The organism is Streptomyces sp. NPDC005374 (genome assembly GCF_042872225.1).
In the GTDB taxonomy this organism is placed as follows: Bacteria; Actinomycetota; Actinomycetes; order Streptomycetales; family Streptomycetaceae; genus Streptomyces.
On the sequence record NZ_JBIAKA010000007.1, the window covers coordinates 329,924 to 353,182 of the forward strand.

A 23,259-nucleotide genomic window follows, 5' to 3' on the forward strand; every position below is an offset into this window, starting at 1 on the left:
GTGTCACCTTAACTGACGCTCAGTCAGCTGTCTGCACCCTCAACGGACTCACCAGTGGACTCACCGGCAACCACCAGCCGCCGCAGATGCTCGGAGATCTCCGCGCGCGCCGCGGCCGGCAGCCCCGCGTCCGTCACCAGCGTGTCGACCTGTTCCAGAGAGGCGAACGAACTCAGCCCCACAGTTCCCCACTTGGTGTGGTCGGCGACCACCACGACACGCCGCGCCGACTGCACGAGACGGCGGTTGGTCTCGGCCTCGGCGAGGTTCGGCGTCGACAGCCCGGCCTCGACCGATATCCCGTGCACGCCGAGGAAGAGCACGTCGAAGTGGAGCGCCCCGATCGCCTGGTCGGCGACCGGCCCCACCAGCGAGTCGGAAGGCGTGCGCACACCGCCGGTCAGTACCACGGTGGCCGCGCCCTGGCGGGGCCCCGTGGTGCGCTGCGCCGCGTGGAAGACGTCGGCGACCCGCACCGAGTTGGTGACGACGGTCAGATCCGGCACGTCGAGCAGATGGTGGGCCAGCGCGTACGTCGTCGTACCGCCCGACAACGCGATCGCGGTACCCGGCGCGACCAGCTCCGCCGCGGACCGCGCGATGTCCTCCTTGGCGGTCAGCTCCAGGCCGGACTTCGCCTCGAAACCCGGCTCGTGGGTGCTCGCCTCGACCACGGGGACCGCACCGCCGTGCACCTTCTCCAACACGCCCTGGCGGGCCAGCGCGTCGAGATCGCGCCGCACGGTCATGTCCGACACGCCGAGCTTGCGGGTCAGCTCGTTGACGCGCACCCCGCCGCGGCGCCGGACCTCGTCCAGGATCAAGGCGCGCCGCTGCTCCGCGAGGAGGTTCTGATTCTCGCTCACGTACGCTCCGGTCCTTTCGCCTCAAGCCGTCCCACACGCCGTACACCCGCTCCAACAAGCACATTTTGCCCGTCCCAGGCGTGCGGACGTCCCATACTCGCACGGGCCCCCTCCGGTCGCGCCACCGCCCGTCCCGTCGCGCTCATGTCACCAGCTTCACACCGGGGCTCCCGCTGTCACCCGGATCGGGGAGATTCCGTGACGAGACGTGCGCGAAACACGCCGAGCGGAGATCCTTGTGCCCGCACGGACAGATGCCGACAGCGCGTCACGGGGGAAGTGCGAAAAGTGGAACGTGTCCCGACCGCGGGCACGGACGGCTCGGCCGCCCGGCCCGAAGAACCCGGCACCGCCCTGGAACTCCTGGTCCACGGAGTGGGCGGCACCACACCGGAGAAGATGCTCGACGATCCGCGCACGGTGCGGATCACCGGCGACGACATCGCGGCCGTGTTCCGGCGCGCCGACGACGTCGACGCGGAGACCGCAGATACCGGCCCGCACGACGGCCGCACCCGCCCGATACCCGAGGCGTACGTCTGGTGCAACCTCACGTCGGGAAATGGCACCCGCGCCCTGTGGCTGCTGTTGCTTCCGTTCATGGTGGTCAACCTCGCCCACTGGATGCGCCCCACCACGCGCGGCCGTAGACGAACGGTGCGGCTGTACGGCCTGCTGGTCCGGCTCGCGGGCCTGACCCTTACGGTGCTGTTGATCGCCGCGGCCTGTGAGGTGGCCCTGGACCTCGCGGCATGGCAGTGCGCGGGCACGCGCGCGTGCGCCGAGTCGCACTCCTGGCTGGGCTTTCTGTCGCCCGACGTCTCGGAAGGAGGCTGGTGGAGCAGACCCGGCCGCCGTCTCGCCCTCGCGGCTCTCGTCCCGGCCGCGCTCACCGGTCTGCTCTGGTACCTGTCCCACCGCACCTGGAGCGACTACGAGTCCCAGCAGCCCATGTCCCGCCAGGGCGCGCCCGAGGACGACCATGACCGCACCGCGCTCGGCCGACCCGGCTTCTGGTACGGCCGCCGCCTGGTCGCCCGCCTGCGCGCCGCGCACACCGCCGCCGGACTGCTGACGATCGCCGCGGCGGTCGGTTCGACGGCTGCCCGCTTCGACCGCGGCCCGGACGGCCCCGCCCTGCTCGACACCCTCGGCCGACTCCTGCAGACCGGGCTCGTCGCCGCCGGGGTCGCCGTCGTCTGGGTGGTGTGCCGGCGCGGACGCAGCGAGAAGCATCTCGACCGGGCCCTCGACGAGCATCTCGTACGACTCCTGCCGCTCGCCGCGCTCCTTCTGCTCGCCCTCGCCGCGGTGTACGCCGGGTGGGAGCGGCCGGGGTGGCAGTCGCACGGCCGGCTGTCGGGGGACGCCACCTTCGGCGGCATCGCCTTCGTCCAGGGAGCGCTGGTCATCGCCCTCGCCGCGGTCGCCCGCGTGCTGTACCGCACGCATCCCGACCCACGGGCCGCGCTGCGGGGCCTGGGCGGACCCGCCGTGGCGATGCTGGCCTGCGCGCTGGGCGGGGTGATGTCCGGCGGTGTGTCGCAGCGGGTGGCGGACTGGCTGGACGGCACCGGCGCGAGCATCCCCGGACCGCCGGTCCTGCTCACCTGGCAGGCGTCCGTGATCCCGCTGGTCCTCCTCGTGCTTCTGGGGCACTGCGCCTGGCTCGGCCGGCGGACCGTGCGGGCCGGCCGGGCCCAACTGGCCACGGTGGAGAGCGAATACCCCGAGGAACCCAAGGACGCGGCACGCACCCGGCACATCGCAAGAACCCGCGCCATGGCCGCGCTGACGGACCGGGGACCGCGCCTGCTCGGCGTGACGTCGGCCAGCACCCTGCTGCTCGGCGCCGCAGCCCTCGTCGGCGCGCTGACCTCCCACGAGACACCGGGCAAGGCCGCCGAGGGGTCGTACGCCTTCGTCGAGAGTGCCGCGCAGAGTGCACAAGCACTCGGGTCCTGGCTGATCGGCCTCGGCTTCATCCTGTTCGTCACCTGGGGAAGACGCGCCTACAAGGACCCCTCCGCCCGCCGCACCATCGGCATCCTCTGGGACGTCGGCACCTTCTGGCCCCGCGCGGCCCACCCCTTCGCCCCGCCCTGCTACGCCGAGCGCGCGGTACCCGACCTGACCTGGCGGATGGCGACCTGGACCCGGACCACGCGCGGCCGGCTGGTCATCTCCGGACACTCCCAGGGCAGCGTGCTCGCGGCCGCCGCGGCCTGGCAACTGGAGCCGCCGGTCCGCAAGCGGGTCGCCCTGCTGACCTACGGCTCCCCGCTGGAACGCCTCTACGGCCGCTGGTTCCCGGCCCACTTCGGCCCGGCCGCCCTCACCGCCCTGCACCACGACGTGGACTGCTGGCGCAACCTCCACCGGCTCACCGACCCCATCGGCGGCCCGGTCCGGCTGCCCGGCGACTGCGGCCCCGAGGTGGACCGGGAGCCCCTGAAGGACCCGCTGGTCCACGGCCGTACCGACCTGCACCCGCTGCCCGCGCCGATCCTCGGCCACTCCGACTACCAGGCCGACCCGGTGTTCGCCGAGGAGCGGGCGAAACTGCTGGGCAGGCTCCAGCCGGACGTGCCGGGCCCGCGGTCTCAGGACGACTCGGGCAGGTCCTCGGCGTAGAGCAGCGTGAGATCGTCCGTGGTCGGGTCGTCCACCTGGGCGACCCGGCTCGCGTGCCGCTCCACCATCGCCTCGAAGGTCTGGCGAGCGGTACGGCCGTTGCCGAAGGCAGGCCCCTTGGGCAGCACCGTGAAGTACTTCCGCAGGGCCTCCGGGGCGCCCGGTGCCAGCCGGTACTCGTGCTCCTCGGCCTGCTGCTCCACGATGCTGAGGAGTTCCTCGGGGTCGTAGTCGCTGAAGGTGATGGTGCGTGAGAAACGGGAGGCCACACCCGGGTTGACCGACAGGAACCGCTCCATCTCGGCGGTGTAGCCCGCTACGATCACCACGACCGCGTCCCGGTGGTCCTCCATCAGCTTGACCAGCGTGTCGATGGCCTCCTTGCCGAAGTCCCGGCCCGAGTCCTCCGGCGACAGCGCGTACGCCTCGTCGATGAACAGCACTCCGCCGCGCGCCCTGTCGAAGGCCTCCTGAGTGCGGATCGCGGTGGAGCCGATGTGCTCGCCGACCAGGTCGACGCGGGACACCTCGACGAGATGGCCCTTCTCCAGCACACCGAGGGACGCGAGGATCTCGCCGTAGAGCCGGGCCACCGTGGTCTTGCCCGTGCCGGGGGAGCCCGTGAAGACCAGGTGGCGCTTGACGGACGCGGCCTTGAGACCGGCCTCCCGGCGGCGCCGGCCCACCTCGATCATGTCGGTGAGCGCCCGGACCTCGCGCTTGACGCTGTCCAGGCCCACCAGCGCGTCGAGTTCACCGAGGACGGCCTTCGAGGTGCGCGACGCCTTGTCCGGTTCGGCAGGGGGTACCAGCGGTTCCTGCTCGGTGATGCGCTGCCCGGGGATGGCGCCCAGCACACCGGGGGAGTGGGACTCCGTCAGTACGGCCGTCTCCCGGGCCGCGGGCGGTGTCGGGCCGCCGCTCTCGTCGCTCGTGCAGTCCTCGACGACGGGGCCCGCGCCGGCCGCCGCGTCCGGGGCGTCCGCGAACTCGTAACCCCCGCGCGCGCACCGCTCCGTACGGCACTTCTTGAGCGTCGTGCGGCAGCCGTCTATCACGTGGAAGCCGTAGCCGCCGCTGCCGGTCACCCGGCAGTTCAGGAAGCTTCCGCGGCCCCCCGCCGACACGTAGAAGCCGGCCTCGGCCGGGGAGTCGACGGTGCAGCGCTCCATCGTGGGATCGGCGCCCTTGGTGACGATCACGCCGGTCTGGGTGCCGTCCACGGTGCAGTTGTTGAGGGTGCCGCCGCTGCCGTGGTCGCGGAACCAGGCGCCGGTCGCCGCGTCCCGGATCCGGCAGTCGTCGAGCTGGGCGGTGGCGCCGTCACTGACCGACACGGCCGTGTTGCGGACCTGGGAGATGTCGCTGTCGACGACGTCCGCGCGGGAGCCGCGGTCCAGGACGAACAGGGCGTCCGGCACGTCGTGCACCCGGCACGAGTCGAGCACGGCGGTGGCGCCGTCGCTGACCCAGACGGCCGGGTAGTCGCCCGTGCTGTCGAAGATCTCGCACTGGTTGGCGTCCACGCGCGTGCCCGGATCCCACACCGACAGGCCGTTGCGCCCGAACTGCCGGACCGTGGTGCGGGTCAGGGTCAGGACCGAGCGGGAACGCAGGTCGACCGCGTTCTCCGGGATGTCGTGGATACGGCAGTCGGCCAGGGTCAGTACCGCGTCGGTGTCGAGCGTGACGCCGTCGGCGGTGGTGCGGTGCACATCGCAGTCGGTGAGGTGGGCGGTGGCCCGGCCGGTGATCTGGACCCCGCTGCCGCGGACCTCGTAGACCTCACACCCGACGGCCTCCAGCGCGGAGCTCTCGCCGGTCACCGCCAGACCCGAGCCCGAGGTGTGGTGGACCCGGCAGCGCTCCAGACGGGGGTGGGCGCCACCGCGGACCGAGACGCCGGACTGGCCGGCCGCCACGATCTCGCACTCCTCGAACACGCCTCCCGCGCCGTCCAGTACGGCGATGCCGATGCCGGCCGGGTTGTCGACGGTGCAGCGCCGCACGGTCGGCCGCGCGCCGCCGCGCACCTCTATCCCGGCCGCGGAGCGGGTGACGACCCGGATGTCGACGAGCTCGGGGGTGCCCTCCTCGACGAGCAGGGCGGGCGCGGCCGCGTCCTGACCCTCCACATGCAGGTCCTGGACCACCGCGGAGGCACGCACGGTCAACGGCACGCCGTCCATCGGCGCGATCCGCACGGAGCCGGGTGAACCCTCCGGGCCGCGCAGGGTCACCGCCCGCTGCAGGACGAGGTTCTCCCGGTAGGTGCCGGGCGCGACCGTGAGGACGTCACCGTCCGCCGCGGCCTCCAGGGCGGCGGCGAGCGACGCGTACTCACCCGTGCGGCGCCGCCACCGCGATGTACCGGTGTGCGTCACCTGGACCGTGCCCTGTGCCATGGCGTTGCTGTGCCCCCACCTCGTCGTACGCGGGTTTGTGCTGCCGAGGAACCTCGGCCGGTCCACCGTAGCGTGCGCGCGGGCGGTGGGTTGACCAGAGCCGGAAGGCCGTCAACTGCCGGTGCCGGTCCGGCCCCAGTCCGGGCCCGCGCGGTCCCAGGCCTGGTCCCAACGGTCGTACCGGCGACGGACCATGCGCCAGACCGCGAACCGTCGGCCGCCCTCGATCAGGCCCGCGGTCAGCAGGGCCGCGCCGGTGCCGGCGAGCACGGCATGGGTGGTGGCGGTGGCGGAGTCCAGCGGCCGGGCGGCTATCCGGCCGTGCAGGTCCGTCCAGATGCTGAAGCGGTCGCCGCGGTGCGGGCTCTGGAGCTCGGCCAGGACCTTGCCCTCATGCGTGGTGCCGTCCGGCGCGGTCCAGTCGGCCAGTACACGGCTTCGCAGATCCCGTCCGGAGGAGGTCTCGGGATCGGCGTCCAGCGGTGAGCGGTTCAGTTTGCGGACGACTGTCGCCGTCACCAGTTCGCGGGACTCGCGCTGCGCCCGTGCGGAGCGCTGCAACGCGTCCTGTGCCGCCCCGCCGGTGAACGCGCCGATCACCGGTCCTGCCACCAGGATCAGCACCAGGGCCACGAGGCCCACCCAGGCCTCGGCCAGGTCGGTCCCGCGCCGTAGAGGATTGCGCCGCCAACGCCAGAGCCCGCTGATCGCTCGCACCGTCCGCACCCCCTTCCCGCTCCGTGATAACTCCCGGTCGAGTCGTTCACGCACGGGACCGGGCGAAGAGAGAGCGAAATCACCTGCGGCCCGGTCCTCTCATGAACTCCTCACGAAAGCCCCAACGCGCGGGCCCCCGGGCCGTGTTCCCGCCGGTCGGACCCAGGTGGATCTTTGACGCACCCTGACCGCGGCCGTTCCGCGGACGGCCCGCCCGACCACCTATTCGAGAATCCTGACCGGATCACCGACCCGGATGGTGCCGCGGGACAGGGGCACCAGGTTCTGGCCGAAGACCAGCCCTTTGCCGAAGCGGCGGTGTAGGCCCAGGGTGTGCAGGGGCTCCTTGCCACGGACGGCGCTGGCCTGGTCGGTCGTGGTCACCACACACCGCCCGCACATCTTGGCCACCCGGAAGGTGACGTCGCCGATCGCGATGCGCGACCAGTCGTCCTCGGCCCAGGCATCCGCGCCGTCCACGACGACGTTCGGCCGGAATCGGTTCATGGGCAGGGGGCCATCGGCCGCGTGCCGGCCTTCGGAGATCAGGGAGTTGAGGGCGTCCAGGGAGGCCGTGGAGGCGAGCAGCAGCGGATATCCGTCGGCGAAGGAGACGGTCTCACCCGGCAGGGCGTACTCGGGATCGACCGGGCGGCGGGTCTCGGGGGCGTCCATGTGGACGAGGCGTGCCGTGATGCCCAGGTAGTCGCTGCACCAGGAGTGTGCGGACGCGTCGGCGGCGGGCACACCCTCGATCTTTTCCCCGAAGAGGTCGAGCGTGACGGTCTCGACCGGTTCGGGGACCTCTACGGCCAGCGGATCCATGCCGGGCGCGGACAGCACGACGCCGCCGCCGGGCATCAGCTCGGCGGCGGCCAGCGCGAGGCGCGGCTGCTGTCGTTGTGTGACGACCTTTCCCCCGTCGTCGACCAGCACCCAGCGCCGGTCTCCGGCCAGCCCCCAGGGCTCCACGTCGGCCTCCCGGAGCGCGAGGCTCCGCAACGCCTTGACCGGATGGACGTGAATCGACACCAGCTGCGCATTCCCCATGAGGTCATCGTGCCAGGAGGCACTGACAGCCGGGGAGGGGAATCAGTACCCCCGGTACTGCTGGTTGTTGTACGGGTCCTGATAGGGAGCCGCCGGAGCGGGCCGGGGAGCCGCCGGGCGCATCGCCTCGTAGCCCGTGCCCATGCCGGGAGCCGCCTGACGAGGCTGCTGCTGCGGCCCCGGATAGCCGCGCGGCGCGGCGGCCTGCTGTGGGATGTACGCCGCGGGCGCCTGCTGCAGCGGAGAGGGCTGCTGCGCCTGCGGGTAGCCGTAGGCGTACTGAGAGGGGCCCGCGGGAAGGGCGGGCAGCGCGGAGGGCAGCGCGGGCAGATTGCTGACCGGGACGTCGTACGCGGCAGGGACCCGGATCGGGGCGATCTGCGGGGTGCCCCGCTCGGCCACGAGCGAGTCGTAGATCGGAGTGTCCGGGAAGGAGGCGGAGTAGTAGCCGCCGCCATAAGTGGAGCGGGGGGAGGTCATGGCACATAAGGTAAGCCCACGATGTGCTGGTTGGGGAGACCGATAAGAGGGTTGTTTTCCGTGTCGGCAGTGACGTGGGATCCCCAATGCGAGCGAACTCGGCAAAAAAGGACGTCAATCCATGTCCGAGTCGTGTAAAGCCCGAGTTCCCAGCGGGTTACCGACGGTTGACCGGCGATCTTCCTGTGCGTGGGATGGGAGTTCGCTGTCCTGGAGGAATAGGTTGAGCGGGTAGAACACGAGGGACCGCCGGGGCGCGTCCCGACCTGCCGAGACCCGATGGGGGCGGACATGTCGATGTCGAAAGGGTCGAACGTTCCGGTGCCCACGACGGCACTGCGCGTGGAATTGAGCTGGCGCTCCGGACCGGGAGTCCCCCTGGTGGATGCCTCGGCCCTGCTGCTGGTCGCCGGACGGGTCCGTTCCGACGCCGACTTCGTCTTCTACAACCAGCCCGAGCACGCCTCCGGAGCGGTCCGTCACGAGGGCAAGCGAACCGACGGCGGCCGGGTGACCGACACGTTGCTCGTCGACCTCGCGCGCGTGGAGCCGTCGGTGGAGACCGTCGTACTGGCAGCTTCCGCGGACGACGCGACCTTCGCCCAGGTCCCGGACCTCTGCATCGAGGTCCGGGATACCGCGCACGGCACCGTGGCCGCGCGGTTCGACAGCATGGACGCCACCGTCGAAACCGCTTTCGTGCTAGGTGAGTTCTACCGTCGGCAGGGCGCCTGGAAGTTCCGTGCCGTGGGGCAGGGGTACGACAGCGGACTGGAAGGTCTGGCAACGGACTTCGGCATCACCGTGGACGAACCCCAGCACGCCGCACCCCCGGTCACGGCACCCGCACCGGTCGGCGCGCCGCCCCCGCCCGCCGCGCAACCGGTCCGCCTCACCAAGGTCACGCTGACCAAGTCGGCCCCCTCCGTCTCCCTCGCCAAACAGGGCGGCACCTCGGGCGCGATGCGTGTGAACCTCAACTGGCAGGTGCACAAACAGTTCTCGGGCTGGGGCAGCAAGCGCGGTCGCGCAACGGCCATGCACGCCGACCTCGACCTCGACCTGTGCGCCCTGTACGAACTCGCCGACGGCCGCAAAGGAGTCGTACAGGCCCTCGGCAACGCCTACGGAGCCCTGCACCAGCCGCCGTACATCCATCTCGACGGCGACGACCGCACCGGTTCGGTCGCCACCGGCGAGAACCTCACCGTGAACCTCGACCACAGACGGGACTTCCGCCGCATCCTCGTCTTCGTGACCATCTACGAGGGCGCGCGGTCCTTCGCCGACCTGCATGCCACGGTCACGCTCCAGCCGCAGAACGGCGGCCCCATCGAGTTCTCCCTCGACGAGTGCACCGTGCCTTCGACGGTGTGCGCGCTGGCCCTGATCACCCACACCGGTGACGACCTCGTCGTCCAGCGCGAGGCCCGCTACCTGGTGCCCGACCGCGGGGTGAGCCCGCAGCGGACGGTCGACCACGCCTACGGCTGGGGCATGAACTGGACACCGGGCCGCAAGTGAGGGCTCACCGCTCCTCGGTGACGACGGCGTCGGGACGCGCGTACGTGCGGCCCTTCCAGGCCGCGCCGCGCCCCCTGTAGTGCTGCACCGCCGAGTCGACCGTCATGAGGAGATAGAGAAACGCGGTGAACGGCAGCAGAGGAGCGAGCCACAGCGGCTGCCGGTAGTAGCGGAGCATCGGGACGTACGTCCCGGTCATGATCAGCCACGCGCACGTACCGAGCAGCAAGGCCGCCGTATGTCCCGTGGCCGCACCCACGAGGACGGCGACGGGCGGCACCAGGTAGACCAGGAAGAGCCCGGCGACCGTCCCGGACAGCACCAGCGGGTTGTGGCGGAGCTGCGCGTACGCGCTGCGTGACACCATCCGCCACAGGTCGTGCAGCCGGGGATAGGGACGCACGCTGTCCACCCGCTCGGCGAGCCCCAGCCAGATGTGCCCGCCCCCGCCCTTGACGGCCCGTGCGAGGGCCACGTCGTCGATGACGGCGTGCCGGATGGCGTCCGGGATCCGCGCCCGCTCGGCGGTCTCGGCGCGCAGCAGGACACAGCCGCCCGCAGCGGCCGCCGTCCGCGCGCCCTTCCTGCCGATCCGGCGGAACGGATACAGCTGCGCGAAGAAGTAGACGAACGCCGGCACCACGAGCCGCTCCCACAGACTCTCCACCCGCAGCCGGGCCATCTGCGAGACGACGTCGAAGCCCCCGGCGTGCGCGGCCGCGACCAGTCGCCGCAGGCTGTCGGGCTCGTGTGCGATGTCGGCATCCGTCAGGAGCAGGTACTCGGGGCCACGCGCGCGTGCCAGGCCGATGCCGTGGCGCACGGCCCACAGCTTCCCCGTCCACCCTGCGGGCGGCTCCCCGGGTGAGGACACGGTCAGCGGCAGACCCCCGTTCCGATGGGCCAGCTCGCGTGCCAGTTCCCCGGTGCCGTCCGAGCTGCCGTCGTCGACGAGGAAGACCTCCGCCCGGCCGGGATAGTCCTGGGCCAGCAGCGAGGGGAGGCTCGCGGGCAGCACGTCCGCCTCGTCGCGGGCCGGCACCACCACACCCACGGACGGCCAGGTCCCCGGATCCCGCTCCGGCGGGAGCCTCACATCCGTGCGCCAGAAGAAGCCCTGGCAGAGCAGCAGCCACAGCCAGGCGGCGAGGGATACGGCGGCGGTCCACGCGATGGCGCTCACGCGCGCAGTCTGCCCCACGGGACCGGACCGCAAAGGCTCATCGTCTATCGTGGCCGGGTGAAGATCGCGCTCTTGGACTCCGGAATCGGCCTGCTGGCGGCCACCGCCGCGGTACGGCGGCTGCGCCCCGACGCCGATCTCGTGCTCTCCCTCGACCCCGACGGCATGCCGTGGGGTCCCCGGACGCCGGACGACATCATCGGGCGGGCGCTGAGCCTCGCCGAGGCCGCCGCCGCCCACGGTCCCGAGGCCCTGATCATCGGCTGCAACACCGCCACCGTGCACGCCCTGACCGCCCTGCGCACCCGCCTCGAACCGGGTCTTCCGGTCATCGGCACCGTGCCCGCGATCAAGCCCGCCGCGGCCGGCGGCGGCCCCTTCGCCATCTGGGCGACGCCGGCCACCACGGGCAGCCCCTACCAGCGCGGGCTCATCGACGAGTTCGCCAGCGGTGTGCCCGCCACCGAGGTGCCCTGCCACGGCCTGGCCGAGGCGGTGGAGCACGCCGACGAGGCCGCGATCGACGCCGCCGTCGCCGCGGCCGCCGCCCTGACACCCGAGGACGTGACGACCGTCGTCCTGGGCTGCACCCACTACGAACTGGTCGCCGAGCGCATCCGTGCCGCCGTACAGCGACCCGGCCGCCCCCCGCTCGTCCTGCACGGCTCCGCCGGAGCGGTCGCCGCCCAGGCACTGCGCCGGATCGGTGCGCGACCCGCCCCCGAGGCGGCGGCCACCGGCACCCTCATGGTGCTGCTCAGCGGACGCGAGGGCAGCGGGTTGCCCGTGCCCGCCCTGGCCTACGAGGAAGGCCGGCTCCTGCGGACGGCCACACCCGCCCGCTGACCGTCGTCATAGGCAAGGTCATCGGCCGGAAAACCCCGCCCGGCGCAGTCACTCTCCGCGACGAGGTACCCGTACGGCGAAACCTGAGTAACCTCGTAGGCATGAGGGACCACCCCCACGGCGAGCACACCTCGCACCACACCGACGTCTGGACCGGTCGCGCCTCCAACCGGATCCAGTGGCTGCTGGCGCTCGGCGGTGCCGCGATCGTGGCGCTCGGCGTCGAGCTCGCCGTCGACTCGGCGTGGACCTCCGGCGTCGCCCCGCTCGTCATGTCCGTGGTCGGCTGCATCGCCGCGGGACTGCTGGTCCTCTTCCTCACGCTCGCCTTCGTCCACGTCGCCCTCAAGGTCGACATGGATTCCCTGGAGGTGCGCTGCGGCCACATCGGCGTACCGCGCCGCCGGATCCCGCTGGCGCACGTCGCCGGTGCCGAGTTCGCCCCGCACGTCAACCCGCGCCAATGGGGCGGCTGGGGCTACCGCTGGCGTCCCGAGAAGGGCACCGCCGTCGTCGTACGCCGTGGTGAGGGCGTGATCCTTCAGCTGTGGGACGGCCACACGTTCACGATCACCGTGGACGACGCGGAGGCCGCCGTGCGCATCATCCGGGACCGGCTGCGATCCGGGGCGACCGGGCCGCGGCGCTGAGACCGAGCCGATCGCTCACCTCGGGGACGGCTCGTCGCGGAAAGGGTGAGCCGTCGCCAGGCCCGCCAGGATGCCCGCGCCCACCGACACCATCGTGAAGCTCAGCGCGTTGCCGACCGCGGCGATGGCCGCCAGCACCGTCAGGGACGCGCCCGCGGTCAGGACGACAGGTGTGGAGCGTGGAGAGCGCCACAGCGCGTGCAGCAGCCAGCAGAAGGCGGCCGCCAGCAGCACCACTCCGACCACGCCCTGCTCGGCGGCGAGCTGAAGCGGCGCCGAGTGCGGCTTCCCGTCGGGCAGCAGGGACTGGGCCGCCGTCGTGCTGAGCTCGCCGAAGCGCCCGGGCCCCACGCCGAGCGCGGTGTCTTCACGCGCCAGGTGCAGGGCGTCGCGCCACAGGTCGATCCGGTGCGGGGTGAGCTGGCCGCGCAGCGCTTCGGCCGGCCCGTCCGGCACCGCGTTCCCCGCGACCGCCCAGGTCAGGCCGGTGACCGTGGTCGCGGCGAGGGCGAGACCGGCGAGGCCCGTGCCGCGGTGGTGCATCCGGCCCGCGGCGAGCGAGCACAGCAGGACCGCCGTGCAGGCGACCAGCCCGGAGAACGAACCCAGGGCGGCCGCGGCCACGGCGATGCCCACGGCCAGCAGCCGCAGGAGAAGCCGCAGGTGGGCTACTTCGCAGGACCAGGCGGCGCAGCACGCGGCACCGGTGGCGAGCGTCAGCAGGGCGGCCGTGGCACCCGCGTGACCGAGCGGTGCGGCGATCTCGGGGTCCGGCGAGAGATGGGGGAGCCCCACCGTCAGGCCCAGGCCCGCCAGCGCGGCGGCACAGGGTGCGGCCACCGGCAGCAGCGCCCCCGAGATGCGGCCCGCGGAATACCCCGCGGCGACGGCCAGCAGGGCGAGGAGGACGCCCTCCGGCCGGCCCTCGTGCGCGGCCGCCGTGATCAGCGACCACACGGCACTGGCCCCGAGCACCAGGACGCCGACCACGTCCGAAACGTTTCGTCTGTCGCCGTCCTCATCGGAACCGGCCACAGTCGTCATCCCTGTGGAACCCACCCCGCCCCCCGAACCCCGGTCCCCCGACCTGTGGCCCCGCCGCCCGGACGCTGCCGGCCCGTACGACAGGGACTCCGGCACACGGTAACGGCTGATGGTCGATTTGTGGACGAGTTGTGTCGGTCCGCTCGCTCATGAGACGACCCACACACCCGGCCGCGAGCCCGGTCGCCAGGCGGACCGCGCTGTCGACGCCAAGGTCAACGGCCGTACACTCCCCAGGTGACCGTCACCGCAACCTCCGTGGACGAGTCGGACCAGCTGGAACCGCAGTCCGCGCCCGCCTCCCGCTGGGCCGCCCGGCTCCACCGTCTCGTCCCGGCCGCCGCCGCGGCGCTCTCCGGAGTGCTGCTCTACGTCAGTTTCCCGCCACGCACCCTGTGGTGGCTGGCGCTGCCAGCCTTCGCCGTCTTCGGCTGGGTGCTGCGCGGCCGCGGCTGGAAGGCGGCTTTCGGTCTCGGCTACCTCTTCGGACTGGGCTTTCTGCTGCCGCTGCTGGTGTGGACCGGCGTCGAGGTCGGCCCGGTTCCCTGGATCGCGCTGGTCGCGGTCGAGGCGGTCTTCGTCGCCCTGGTCGGCGTGGGCGTCGCCGCGGTGTCGAAGCTGCCGGGCTCGCCGGTGTGGGCGGCGGCGGTGTGGATCGCTGGAGAGGCGGCACGCGCGCGTGCGCCGTTCAACGGCTTCCCCTGGGGCAAGATCGCGTTCGGTCAGGCGGACGGCGTCTTCCTGCCGCTTGCCGCGGTGGGCGGCACGCCCGTCCTGGGCTTCGCCGTGGTCCTGTGCGGCTTCGGCCTGTACGAGATCGTGCGGCTGGTCGTGGAACGGCGGGGAACCGGTGCCCTGCGGCGTCCGGCCGCGGCCGTGGCCCTGCTGAGCGTGACCGTACCGGTGGCCGGGGCGCTCGCCGCGCGGACTCTGGTCAGCGACAAGGCCGAGGACGGCACCGTGACCGTCGCGGCCATCCAGGGCAACGTGCCGCGCGCGGGGCTCGAGTTCAACGCCCAGCGGCGGGCCGTGCTCGACCACCACGTGCGTGAGACCGAGCGGCTGGCCGCCGAGGTGAAGGCCGGCAAGGTCGCGAAGCCCGACATCGTGCTGTGGCCCGAGAACTCCTCCGACATCGACCCGTTCGCCAACGCGGACGCCGCCGCGGTCATCGACCAGGCGGCCAAGGCGATCGACGCACCCATCTCGGTCGGCGGTGTCGTCGAGCGGGGCGGCAAGCTCTACAACGAGCAGATCCTGTGGGACCCGGTGAAGGGCCCCACCGACACCTACGACAAGCGGCAGATCCAGCCCTTCGGCGAGTACCTGCCGCTGCGTTCGCTCATCGGCGCGCTCAACAAGAACTGGACCTCCATGGTCCGCCAGGACTTCAGCCGGGGCAGCGAGCCGGGCGTCTTCCAGATGGCCAACGCGAAGGTCGGCCTGGTCACCTGTTACGAGGCCGCCTTCGACTGGGCCGTCCGCTCCGAGGTCACCGACGGCGCCCAGCTGATCTCCGTGCCGAGCAACAACGCCACCTTCGACCGCAGCGAGATGACCTACCAGCAGCTCGCCATGTCCCGGGTCCGAGCCGTGGAGCACAGCCGGACCGTCACCGTGCCGGTGACCAGCGGGGTCAGCGCGATCATCATGCCGGACGGCAGGATCACCCAAAAGACCGGCATGTTCGTGGCCGACTCGCTGGTGCAGAAAGTGCCGCTGAGGTCGTCCGAGACCCCGGCCACCCGGCTCGGAATCCTGCCGGAGATGATCCTGGTGCTGGTCGCCGCGGGCGGCCTCGGATGGGCGATCGGCGCGGGTGTGCGGGGCCGTCGCGCCGGTGACGCGTAGCCGTACTCCGGCTCCTGTCGCTCATCGCGACAAGATCGCTGGAGGGGTGCGACCGCCGGTTAGGGTCGAACCATGGCTACTCCTGACTTCATCCGCGCCGTGCGGCGCTCCATCGGTCACGACCTCCTCTGGCTTCCCGGCGTCAGCGCCGTCGTCTTCGACGACGAGGGCAGAGTGCTGCTCAACCGCCGCTCGGACACCGGCAGGTGGGCGCTGCTCGGTGGCATCCCGGAGCCGGGGGAGCAGCCGGCGGCCTGTGCGGTGCGCGAGGTCGAGGAGGAGACGGGAGTCCACTGCGTCGTCGAGCGGGTGGTCGTGGTCCAGGCGCTCAAGCCCGTGACGTACGACAACGGCGATTCCTGCCAGTACATGGACATCTCGTTCCGCTGCCGGGCCGTCGGCGGCGAGGCGCGGGTGAACGACGACGAGTCACTGGAGGTGGGGTGGTTCGCGGTGGATGCCCTGCCCGAGCTGAACGAGTTCGGGTCGCTGAGGATCAAGCAGGCGATGATGGACGCACCCACATGGTTCGACTCCACGAGTTCCGACTGAAGTATGGGGTGTAGCCACATGTGGTGAGGGCCCGGTCCTGCCTAGGGTCGGAGCATGACCGCTAGCAGCGCCCTCCAGGGACCTCACGCCCCCACGTTCGACCTCGGCGGCCGTACCGCTCTCGTCACCGGCGCCGCCGGCGGCATCGGCCGTGCCTGTGTGCTGCGGCTCGCGGCCGCCGGGGCCAAGGTGAGAGCGGTCGACCGGGACGCGGCCGGTCTGGAGGCACTGGCCGAGCGGTCGGACGGACTGGCGGGCACCGTCGAACCGCACCTCCTCGACCTCACCGACCTGGACGCCGCCGAGCAGGCCGCCGCGGGCACCGACGTGCTGGTCAACAACGCGGGCCTCCAACTCGTGCGCCCCATCGAGGAATTCCCGCCCCAGGCGTTCCACACCGTGCTCACCGTGATGCTGGAGGCACCGTTCCGCCTGATCCGCGGCGCCCTGCCGCACATGTACGGGCAGCGCTGGGGACGGATCGTGAACGTGTCCTCGGTGCACGGCCTGCGCGCCTCGGCCTACAAGTCGGCCTATGTGGCCGCCAAACACGGTCTGGAGGGCCTGTCCAAGACGGCCGCCCTCGAAGGCGCCCCACACGGAGTGACCTCCAACTGTGTGAACCCCGCCTATGTGCGCACCCCACTGGTCGAGCGGCAGATCGCCGACCAGGCCCGGGCCCACGGCATTCCCGAGGAGCGCGTGGTGTCCGAGGTGCTGCTCCAGGACAGCGCGGTCAAGCGGCTCATCGAACCGGAGGAGGTCGCCGAGGCCGTGGCGTACCTGTGCAGCCCGCAGGCGTCGTTCATGACGGGCACCTCCCTCGTCCTCGACGGTGGCTGGACCGCGCACTGAACGACGGAGGGGGCACGGGGACACCCGGCCGTACATCGCCGGTCCCGGAGTTTTCCACAGGCCTGACGGGGTGAGCGGGAGATGAGCAATCCTGTGAGCATGTCCAGCGATCACGTGCAATCCGCCGAGCGCTCGGTCGGCAGTGCCGAGGCCCCCTTCCTCGAGCTGCTGGCCAGAGGCGCGTCCGCCGACGCCTACGAGCAGCCGGTGCTGGTCGCCCGCGCCGAGGGGAGGCCGGTCGACCGGATCGCCGCACTGGAAGAGGCCAAGGAGCTCGCCCTGCGCGTGCGCTCCGAGCTGGAGGGCCGACGCCGACGCGAGGCCGAGCTCTCCGCCCTGTTCGAGACCGCCCACGACCTGGCCGGGCTCAGAGACCTGGACGCGGTGCTACGGGCCATCGTGCAGCGCGCCCGGTCGCTGCTCGGCACCGACGTGGCATACCTCAGCCTGAACGACCCGGCGCGGGGCGACACCTACATGCGGGTCACCGAGGGCTCGGTCGCCGCCCGCTTCCAGCAACTGCGGATCGGCATGGGCGAAGGTCTCGGCGGACTGGTCGCCCAGACCTCCCGCCCCTATGTCACCGACGACTACTTCAAGGACGACCGCTTCCAGCACACCCTCCCGATCGACGCGGGTGTACGGGACGAGGGCCTGGTCGCCATCCTCGGCGTGCCGTTGACGCTGGGGCACCACGTCATCGGGGTGCTGTTCGCGGCGGACCGGCGGGCCCGGGTGTTCGAGCGGGAACAGATCGCGCTCCTGGGTTCCTTCGCCGCGCTGGCCGCGGCCGCCATCGACACGGCGAACCTGCTCACCGAGACCCGCTCCGCCCTCACCGAACTGGAGCGGGCCAACGAAATCATCCGGGACCGCAGCGGTGTCATCGAGCGCGCCTCCGACGTCCACGACCGGCTCGCCGAACTGGTGCTGCGCGGCGGGGGTGTGCACGACGTGTCGGCAGCGGTGTCCGAAATCCTCGACGGCACCGTCGAGTTCGCCGAGACAGCATCGGCCGGGGCCCTGGAGACCTCCCGGTCCGAAGGACACGCCGTACGGCACAAGGACGACTGGATCGCCGCCGTCGCCGCGGGCGGCGAACTCCTCGGTGCCCTCGTGCTGCGCGGCCACCCCGGGCTCGACCCCGTGGACCAGCGCACGCTGGAGCGCGCCGCGATGGTCACCTCCCTGCTCCTGCTCGCCAGACGCTCCGCCTCGGAGGCCGAACAGCGGGTGCGCGGCGAGCTCCTGGACGACCTGCTCGACGCCCGTGACCGCGACCCGCGCCTGCTGCGCGAGCGTGTATCCCGGCTGCAGGCCGACCTCGACGCCACCCACGTCGTGCTGGCCGCCCGCCTGGACGGACCCGCGGCCGACGCCGACCAGGAAGCGGCCGCCCGCAGACGCCTGTGGTCCGCGGCCTCCCACCTCGCCGCCACCCGGCACGGCCTGGCCGCCGCCCGCGACGGGGGCACCGTCCTGCTGCTGCCCCTCGGCACCGGGGACACCGCCACCGAACTGGCCCGCCGCACTGCCGGGCATCTCACGACGGCCGTCCACGAGGCCGTCACCGTCGGCGCCTCGGCCCCGGTGCGTGCCCTCGCCGACCACCCGGACGCCGTGGCCGCCGCCTACGAGGAGGGCCGACGCTGCCTCGACGCCCTGCGTCTCCTGGGCCGCTCCGGGGACGGCGCCGCCGCCGAGGACTTCGGGTTCCTCGGACTGCTCCTGGCCGGTGACCGGGACATCGCGGGCTTCGTCGACCGGACCATCGGCCGGGTCGTCGCCTACGACGACCGGCGCGGCACCGATCTCCTGCGCACCCTCGACGCCTACTTCGCCAGCGGGATGAGCCCGGCACGCACCAAGGACGAGCTCCATGTGCACGTGAACACCGTCGCCCAGCGGCTGGAGCGCGTAGGCCGTCTGCTCGGCGAGGACTGGCAGAGCCCCGCCCGTGCCCTGGAAGTGCAACTCGCCCTGAGGTTGCAGCGGTTGACGGCGACGCCCCGGCACTGAACCCCGGGCCCCCGTACGCACGGACGTACGGGGGCCGGTCGGGTGCGGCTCAGACGGTTCGGGCGTCCGCCGCAGGGGGCGTGGCGGCGGGCTCGGCGTCGGCGGCCGGTTCGACGTCGGCCAGGTCCCGGTGGCGGGTCTCCTTGGCCACACCCACGGCGACGACCGTCACGACGGCCGCGGCGATGACGTACAGGGCGATCGGGGTGGAGCTGCCGTAGTCGGAGAGGAGCGCGGTGGCGATGAGCGGGGCGGGGGCGCCGGCTGCGACGGAGGCGAACTGGGCGCCGATGGAGGCACCGGAGTACCGCATCCGGGTCGCGAACATCTCGGAGAAGAAGGCGGCTTGGGGCGCGTACATGGCACCGTGCAGGACCAGGCCCACGGTCACCGCGAGGATCAGGTTGCCGAAGCCGCCCGTGTCGATCAGTGAGAAGAACGGGAACATCCACAGACCCACGCCGACCGCGCCGAACAGGTACACCGGGCGGCGTCCGATCCGGTCCGACAGTGCGCCCCAGGCGGGGATCACCGCGAAGTGGACGGCCGAGGCGATCAGCACCGCGTTGAGGGCGGTCTGCTTGGAGACACCGGCCGACGTGGTGGCGTAGACGAGGATGAACGCGGTGATGACGTAGTAACTGATGTTCTCCGCCATGCGTGCGCCCATCGCGACCAGCACGTCGCGCCAGTGGTCCCGCAGCACGGAGACGAGCGGCAGCTTCTCGGGCTCGACGTCACGCGCCGCCTTACGGGCCTCCGCCTGAGCCAACGCCCGCTTGAACACAGGTGATTCGTCGACGGACAGGCGAATCCACAAACCGACGATCACCAGGACGCCGGAGAGCAGGAAGGGAATGCGCCAGCCCCAGCTGGTGAACGCGGCATCCGACAGCACGGCGGTCAGCAGCGACAGCACTCCCGTGGCGAGGAGCTGCCCGGCCGGCGCCCCGGTCTGCGGCCACGACGCCCAGAATCCGCGTCGGCGCGCGTCCCCGTGCTCGGACACCAGCAGTACGGCTCCGCCCCACTCTCCGCCGAGCGCGAAGCCCTGGACGAGGCGGAGGGCAGTGAGCAGTACGGGTGCGGCGGAACCGACGGTGGTGTGCGTCGGCAGCAGGCCGATCGCGAACGTCGCCCCGCCCATCAGCAGCAGGCTCAGCACCAGCAGCTTCTTGCGGCCGAGCCGGTCGCCGTAGTGGCCGAACACCAGGGCGCCGAGCGGGCGGGCGGCGAATCCGACCGCGTATGTGAGGAAGGACAGCAGTGTGCCGACGAGCGGGTCGGCGTCGGGGAAGAACAGCTTGTTGAAGACCAGGGCGGCCGCGGAGCCGTAGAGGAAGAAGTCGTACCACTCGATGGTGGTGCCGATGAGGCTGGCGGCCACGATGCGCTTGAGGTTGGCGGGTGGGGGCGGAGCGGTCGCGGGGGATGACATCGGCACCACTTCCAAGCGGTCGGCGGGGACGTGTTCGTGTCGCCATACCGTAGGAATACACAGATCAGTGGCACATGTGGTGGGGCAACATAGTTCGAGGGTTGGCTATGCGTGTGGCCACCATGCCGACTTACGGCAAGGTGGTTGAGGGCTGGAAACGTCGGATACCGGCTGCCACCCTGCGTGTCGGCAACACACTGGATTCCTGTGGGCCGGTTCAGGAAAATGCGGCGGTACCCAGCGATTTACAGCTGGACTCGCTGCTCCGCGCTCCGCCGACGCCTACGCTTCGTCCTCCTCCATGTAGAGCTCCCCTGTGTAATGACCCTTCGTCCATTGCACTTCCCTGGGCCTGAAACCGGTTCCCTCACGAAAGTACTCTTCCACCACCGAGCGAATGCGAGACAAAGGCACCACGCTGACTCGGTTGAAGAAAGTAGGGCACCCAGGATCAGACAGGACTCTGGGATCCCATTCCGGAGGGGCCGGGTTCAGGGAGACCCATGCGTGGTTCGCCACATCGTGACTGACCTCTGCGGATACTCGATGAGACACAACTCCATCGCAATACCAGAGGAGTCCTCCGTACCCCGAGGTGAAATCAATGCCGATCGAAAGGGCGTTTTCCGGCGTCGGCGCGTGAAGCTTGTCGGCCGCTACGTCCCAGATGACTTCAAAAGCCAAGTCTGTCGAGGACTTGAGTCGGTGACCTTCAGTGAACACTGACTCGAGATACTCGCGCACCTCGCTTTGAGTTTCCAGATACAGCGGTGTTTCTCCCCACACCTTCAGGGTCATTCGGGCCTCTCCGCAGATTTTGCAAACCCCCTCGATATTACAGCGGAGCTTTGAGGTGCTGGGACTCCGTGGCGGCGCCTTCGATCGCGGCCAGGACGAGGTCGAGCTGCTCTGGCCGGTCCTGCCCCACCGGCCTCAAGCAGGTCGTCGGCACGACCGTCATCTGCACAGGGAAGAGGACCGACGGCAGCGTGGTCGTCATACCGGTCGGCTCGGTACCGGGCGCCTTCAGCACACGGTCTGACCCGAGGCGGCGGGCGTGGCGTACGTGGAGTCGTATCCGGAGTCGTATTCGGAGGAGATCTGGTAGAAGCCGGCCTCCTTCACCACGAGCCGGGTGAACTCGCCCTGTCGTCGCAGACAGCCGCCGTTGTCGGCGCGCAGCCAGGGTGAGTACGCGATCCGTACGGCCACTGAACCCGGCTTCGGCACATGTACGACGACAAAGGCCTCCGACGCGCTGACCACCTCAGCGGGTGCGGGCACCAGCGGCACCGCGTTCCGTACCCGGTACAGCCGCCAGTGCGCATCGCGCCACACCGGCTCCAGCCAGCCCGGCCCACCACGCACCAGGCGCGCCTCCGCCCTTCCGTACCGGTCGGGTTCGGCGTCGGACACGGCCACATAGCCGACGGCCCAGCGGTCCAGCCAAGCCCGGTAGGTCGGCGCGGAAAAGGTGCCGTCGTAGAACAACCGGCCCCGCTCCATGTCCAGTTGGGTGTTCCAACCGCGCGCCATGTTGACGTGCGGGGACAGGACGGCGGCCTCGCGGTGATCACTTGCCGGTACGACCTCGACCCGTGCGCGTTCCGCGTCGAGCCGGCCGAGTTCGCGAACGATCCCCCGAGTGTCGGCCGCCCAGGCAGGAACCGCGTCCGAGCCCTTCAAGAAGGAGTACGGCGTGCCGGATCCCAGCCAGAACAGGGAGCCCGCCAGCGCCAGTGCCAGGCCACCACGCCGGTACCGGGCGGCTCGCTCCGTACAGAGCAGGCCCGCCAGCAGCACGGCCGGAGCGAACAGCAGCGCCAGACGCTCGACGTTCGAGCCGATGGGGGAGGGCGTGAAGTAGGTGAGAACGACGCCCGCCGCGTAAACGGCGCCTCCGAGCCGTACGACCCGCCAGTCGCGTGGCGCGCACACCGCCACCGCCACACCCAGCAACGCGGGCCACCAGATCCGCCCCGCAGCCATCGGCTGTTCGCCGTCGAACGGGAACAGCAACGTGGTGGCCCCGACGACCAGGAACGGCGGAACCGTGAGCACGACGGCTCGCTTCCAGTCGCGGACGAGTCCGTAGGCCGCACCGGCGACGACCAGGAACAGCCCGGCCACGGGGCTGCCCATCGTCGCGAGGGTGGCGTACCCGGCGGACAGGACCGGACGACGTTCACCCACCAGCAGCACACACGCCGCGAGAGCGAAGGCGACCCCCAGCGCGAACGTCACCCGGCCCGCCGCGACATCGACCCACAGTCCGAAAGCGGCCATGAGCGCGGGCGCCAGGGGGCGTCGTATCCCGGACCGCACGAACAGGACAGCGGCCAGCCAGCCGGCGGCAAGACCCGAGGCGACCCCGATCGTCCGCACGCCGAAAAAGCCCATCAGATACGGCGACAGCAGGCTGTAGTTCGCGGTGTGCAGTCCGCCGAACCAGAACAGTCCGTACGCCGAGTCACCGTGCTCGGCCGCGAAGCGCGCCCAGGTGTCCTGGGCCGCGAGGTCACCGCCGCCGTTGGCCCGGAAGAACGCCCACACGACATACAGCGGAAGCATCGTCGCAGTGGCGATCAGCGGCACTCGATGCCGGCGCAGGAAGCCGGCCGATCGCCCGTGTCTTCCCGGCCGTTCCGCACGGCTACCTCGCTCGGCGTCGGCGATCGTGTCGACAGCAACTGCCATGGGGGACATCTCCGTTCGGGAATGGACAGCTCTACGGCGACACACGGGCAGGCCGGCACCGCGGCAGGCGTGGCGGCATGTCTCGGCGCGGAGCGGCCGCGCGGAATTTGTGGGGGAGTACCGCGCGGAGCTGTGGCCGGCCGTCGTCCGAATTCTTCGCCCGCGCCGCCCCGGTCGGCATCAGCCGTTCGGCCGAGTCGTCCGCGTGCACCCGCCCAGGAACCGGTAATTCGGCCGAGGCGCGAGCGGGCCGGGGCCGCAATGGGTGGGACGGGGGTGCGGACAGGCTCGGACGCAGACACGAGCTCGGCACGCCGTGGAAGTCGCTCGCGTCGCAGGAGGCCCGGCAGCGACGTGCCGAACTCTCGGGCACCGATGCCGACACCGTCTCGGTGGGTGAGGGTGGCCGGACTTCGCTTCCGCGGGCCGCGGTGGTCGGCCGTGATCG

The 23,259-nt window shown here is 71.4% G+C and carries 19 protein-coding genes; 8 read left to right on the forward strand and 11 right to left on the reverse strand.

Annotation, left to right across the window (positions count from 1 at the left end; genetic code table 11):
- Positions 1 to 23: 23 nt before the first annotated feature.
- Positions 24 to 866 carry a DeoR/GlpR family DNA-binding transcription regulator gene (locus tag ACFYRX_RS20105; protein WP_389101361.1) on the reverse strand — a complete coding sequence of 281 codons (843 nt, stop codon included), beginning with the start codon at positions 864 to 866 and terminating at the stop codon, positions 24 to 26.
- A gap of 288 nt (positions 867 to 1,154) precedes the next feature.
- On the opposite strand from ACFYRX_RS20105, the gene ACFYRX_RS20110 reads away from it, so the two are divergent.
- Positions 1,155 to 3,500, forward strand: coding sequence for a hypothetical protein (locus ACFYRX_RS20110; protein ID WP_389101363.1), 2,346 nt, complete (start codon positions 1,155 to 1,157; stop codon positions 3,498 to 3,500).
- Here the strand turns inward: ACFYRX_RS20110 and ACFYRX_RS20115 are convergent.
- The 4 genes from ACFYRX_RS20115 to ACFYRX_RS20130 form a co-directional block, all read right to left on the reverse strand.
- Positions 3,470 to 5,905, reverse strand: coding sequence for a right-handed parallel beta-helix repeat-containing protein (locus ACFYRX_RS20115; RefSeq protein WP_389101365.1), 2,436 nt, complete (start codon positions 5,903 to 5,905; stop codon positions 3,470 to 3,472). The genes ACFYRX_RS20110 and ACFYRX_RS20115 overlap by 31 nt on opposite strands.
- A 111-nt stretch (positions 5,906 to 6,016) precedes the next feature.
- Positions 6,017 to 6,622, reverse strand: a complete 606-nt coding sequence (locus tag ACFYRX_RS20120) for a hypothetical protein (protein WP_389101367.1) — start codon at positions 6,620 to 6,622, stop codon at positions 6,017 to 6,019.
- 222 nt (positions 6,623 to 6,844) lie between these two features.
- The gene (locus ACFYRX_RS20125) at positions 6,845 to 7,672 is read right to left on the reverse strand and encodes an MOSC domain-containing protein (protein ID WP_389101368.1); all 828 of its coding nucleotides are present in this window, start codon (positions 7,670 to 7,672) and stop codon (positions 6,845 to 6,847) included.
- Positions 7,673 to 7,714: 42 nt separating this feature from the next.
- A complete protein-coding gene (locus ACFYRX_RS20130; RefSeq protein WP_389101370.1) occupies positions 7,715 to 8,152 on the reverse strand; it encodes a DUF6643 family protein in 438 nt (145 codons plus the stop codon).
- A 297-nt stretch (positions 8,153 to 8,449) separates the two neighbouring features.
- On the opposite strand from ACFYRX_RS20130, the gene ACFYRX_RS20135 reads away from it, so the two are divergent.
- On the forward strand, positions 8,450 to 9,676 hold the full coding sequence (locus tag ACFYRX_RS20135) for a TerD family protein (RefSeq protein WP_389101659.1): 1,227 nt from the start codon (positions 8,450 to 8,452) through the stop codon (positions 9,674 to 9,676).
- A 4-nt stretch (positions 9,677 to 9,680) separates the two neighbouring features.
- Here the strand turns inward: ACFYRX_RS20135 and ACFYRX_RS20140 are convergent, their stop codons facing one another.
- Entirely contained in the window at positions 9,681 to 10,877 is a 1,197-nt protein-coding gene (locus ACFYRX_RS20140) for a glycosyltransferase (protein ID WP_389101372.1), read from the reverse strand.
- Between the two features lie 39 nt (positions 10,878 to 10,916).
- Here ACFYRX_RS20140 and ACFYRX_RS20145 point away from each other — a divergent pair, with 39 nt between their 5' ends.
- Complete coding sequence (locus tag ACFYRX_RS20145) at positions 10,917 to 11,705, forward strand: glutamate racemase (protein WP_389101374.1); 789 nt, start codon at positions 10,917 to 10,919, stop codon at positions 11,703 to 11,705.
- Between the two features lie 101 nt (positions 11,706 to 11,806).
- A complete protein-coding gene (locus ACFYRX_RS20150; protein WP_389101376.1) occupies positions 11,807 to 12,355 on the forward strand; it encodes a hypothetical protein in 549 nt (182 codons plus the stop codon).
- Positions 12,356 to 12,370: 15 nt separating this feature from the next.
- On the opposite strand, the gene ACFYRX_RS20155 is transcribed toward ACFYRX_RS20150, so the two are convergent.
- Positions 12,371 to 13,399, reverse strand: a complete 1,029-nt coding sequence (locus tag ACFYRX_RS20155; RefSeq protein ID WP_389101377.1) for an O-antigen ligase family protein — start codon at positions 13,397 to 13,399, stop codon at positions 12,371 to 12,373.
- A 237-nt stretch (positions 13,400 to 13,636) separates the two neighbouring features.
- Between ACFYRX_RS20155 and lnt the strand changes: the two genes are divergently transcribed.
- The 4 genes from lnt (at position 13,637) to ACFYRX_RS20175 (ending at position 18,676) form a co-directional block, all read left to right on the forward strand.
- Positions 13,637 to 15,250, forward strand: coding sequence for an apolipoprotein N-acyltransferase (lnt, locus tag ACFYRX_RS20160; protein WP_389101379.1), 1,614 nt, complete (start codon positions 13,637 to 13,639; stop codon positions 15,248 to 15,250).
- Positions 15,251 to 15,322: 72 nt separating this feature from the next.
- Positions 15,323 to 15,802, forward strand: coding sequence for an NUDIX domain-containing protein (locus tag ACFYRX_RS20165; protein ID WP_389101381.1), 480 nt, complete (start codon positions 15,323 to 15,325; stop codon positions 15,800 to 15,802).
- 54 nt (positions 15,803 to 15,856) lie between these two features.
- Positions 15,857 to 16,657: a 3-hydroxybutyrate dehydrogenase gene (locus ACFYRX_RS20170; RefSeq protein ID WP_389101382.1), complete on the forward strand. Its 801-nt coding sequence runs from the start codon at positions 15,857 to 15,859 to the stop codon at positions 16,655 to 16,657.
- Between the two features lie 99 nt (positions 16,658 to 16,756).
- The gene (locus tag ACFYRX_RS20175; RefSeq protein WP_389101383.1) at positions 16,757 to 18,676 is read left to right on the forward strand and encodes a helix-turn-helix domain-containing protein; all 1,920 of its coding nucleotides are present in this window, start codon (positions 16,757 to 16,759) and stop codon (positions 18,674 to 18,676) included.
- Between the two features lie 49 nt (positions 18,677 to 18,725).
- On the opposite strand, the gene ACFYRX_RS20180 is transcribed toward ACFYRX_RS20175, so the two are convergent.
- The 4 genes from ACFYRX_RS20180 to ACFYRX_RS20195 form a co-directional block, all read right to left on the reverse strand.
- Positions 18,726 to 20,114, reverse strand: a complete 1,389-nt coding sequence (locus tag ACFYRX_RS20180; RefSeq protein ID WP_389101384.1) for an MFS transporter — start codon at positions 20,112 to 20,114, stop codon at positions 18,726 to 18,728.
- A 282-nt stretch (positions 20,115 to 20,396) separates the two neighbouring features.
- A complete protein-coding gene (locus tag ACFYRX_RS20185; protein WP_389101386.1) occupies positions 20,397 to 20,912 on the reverse strand; it encodes an Imm1 family immunity protein in 516 nt (171 codons plus the stop codon).
- A gap of 37 nt (positions 20,913 to 20,949) precedes the next feature.
- On the reverse strand, positions 20,950 to 21,114 hold the full coding sequence (locus tag ACFYRX_RS20190) for a hypothetical protein (protein ID WP_389101388.1): 165 nt from the start codon (positions 21,112 to 21,114) through the stop codon (positions 20,950 to 20,952).
- Positions 21,115 to 21,140: 26 nt separating this feature from the next.
- Complete coding sequence (locus ACFYRX_RS20195; RefSeq protein ID WP_389101390.1) at positions 21,141 to 22,811, reverse strand: glycosyltransferase family 87 protein; 1,671 nt, start codon at positions 22,809 to 22,811, stop codon at positions 21,141 to 21,143.
- Positions 22,812 to 23,259 lie beyond the last annotated feature (448 nt).

Coding starts and splice junctions, on each gene's coding strand:
- ACFYRX_RS20190 (WP_389101388.1), bottom strand. CDS start 21,114: ATGACGACCACGCTGCCGTCGGTCCTCTTCCCTGTGCAGATGACGGTC.
- ACFYRX_RS20175 (WP_389101383.1), top strand. CDS start 16,757: ATGTCCAGCGATCACGTGCAATCCGCCGAGCGCTCGGTCGGCAGTGCC.
- ACFYRX_RS20115 (WP_389101365.1), bottom strand. CDS start 5,905: ATGGCACAGGGCACGGTCCAGGTGACGCACACCGGTACATCGCGGTGG.
- ACFYRX_RS20195 (WP_389101390.1), bottom strand. CDS start 22,811: ATGGCAGTTGCTGTCGACACGATCGCCGACGCCGAGCGAGGTAGCCGT.
- ACFYRX_RS20170 (WP_389101382.1), top strand. CDS start 15,857: ATGACCGCTAGCAGCGCCCTCCAGGGACCTCACGCCCCCACGTTCGAC.
- ACFYRX_RS20185 (WP_389101386.1), bottom strand. CDS start 20,912: ATGACCCTGAAGGTGTGGGGAGAAACACCGCTGTATCTGGAAACTCAA.
- ACFYRX_RS20150 (WP_389101376.1), top strand. CDS start 11,807: ATGAGGGACCACCCCCACGGCGAGCACACCTCGCACCACACCGACGTC.
- ACFYRX_RS20130 (WP_389101370.1), bottom strand. CDS start 8,152: ATGACCTCCCCCCGCTCCACTTATGGCGGCGGCTACTACTCCGCCTCC.
- ACFYRX_RS20135 (WP_389101659.1), top strand. CDS start 8,450: ATGTCGAAAGGGTCGAACGTTCCGGTGCCCACGACGGCACTGCGCGTG.
- ACFYRX_RS20125 (WP_389101368.1), bottom strand. CDS start 7,672: ATGGGGAATGCGCAGCTGGTGTCGATTCACGTCCATCCGGTCAAGGCG.
- ACFYRX_RS20155 (WP_389101377.1), bottom strand. CDS start 13,399: ATGACGACTGTGGCCGGTTCCGATGAGGACGGCGACAGACGAAACGTT.
- ACFYRX_RS20180 (WP_389101384.1), bottom strand. CDS start 20,114: ATGTCATCCCCCGCGACCGCTCCGCCCCCACCCGCCAACCTCAAGCGC.
- ACFYRX_RS20165 (WP_389101381.1), top strand. CDS start 15,323: ATGGCTACTCCTGACTTCATCCGCGCCGTGCGGCGCTCCATCGGTCAC.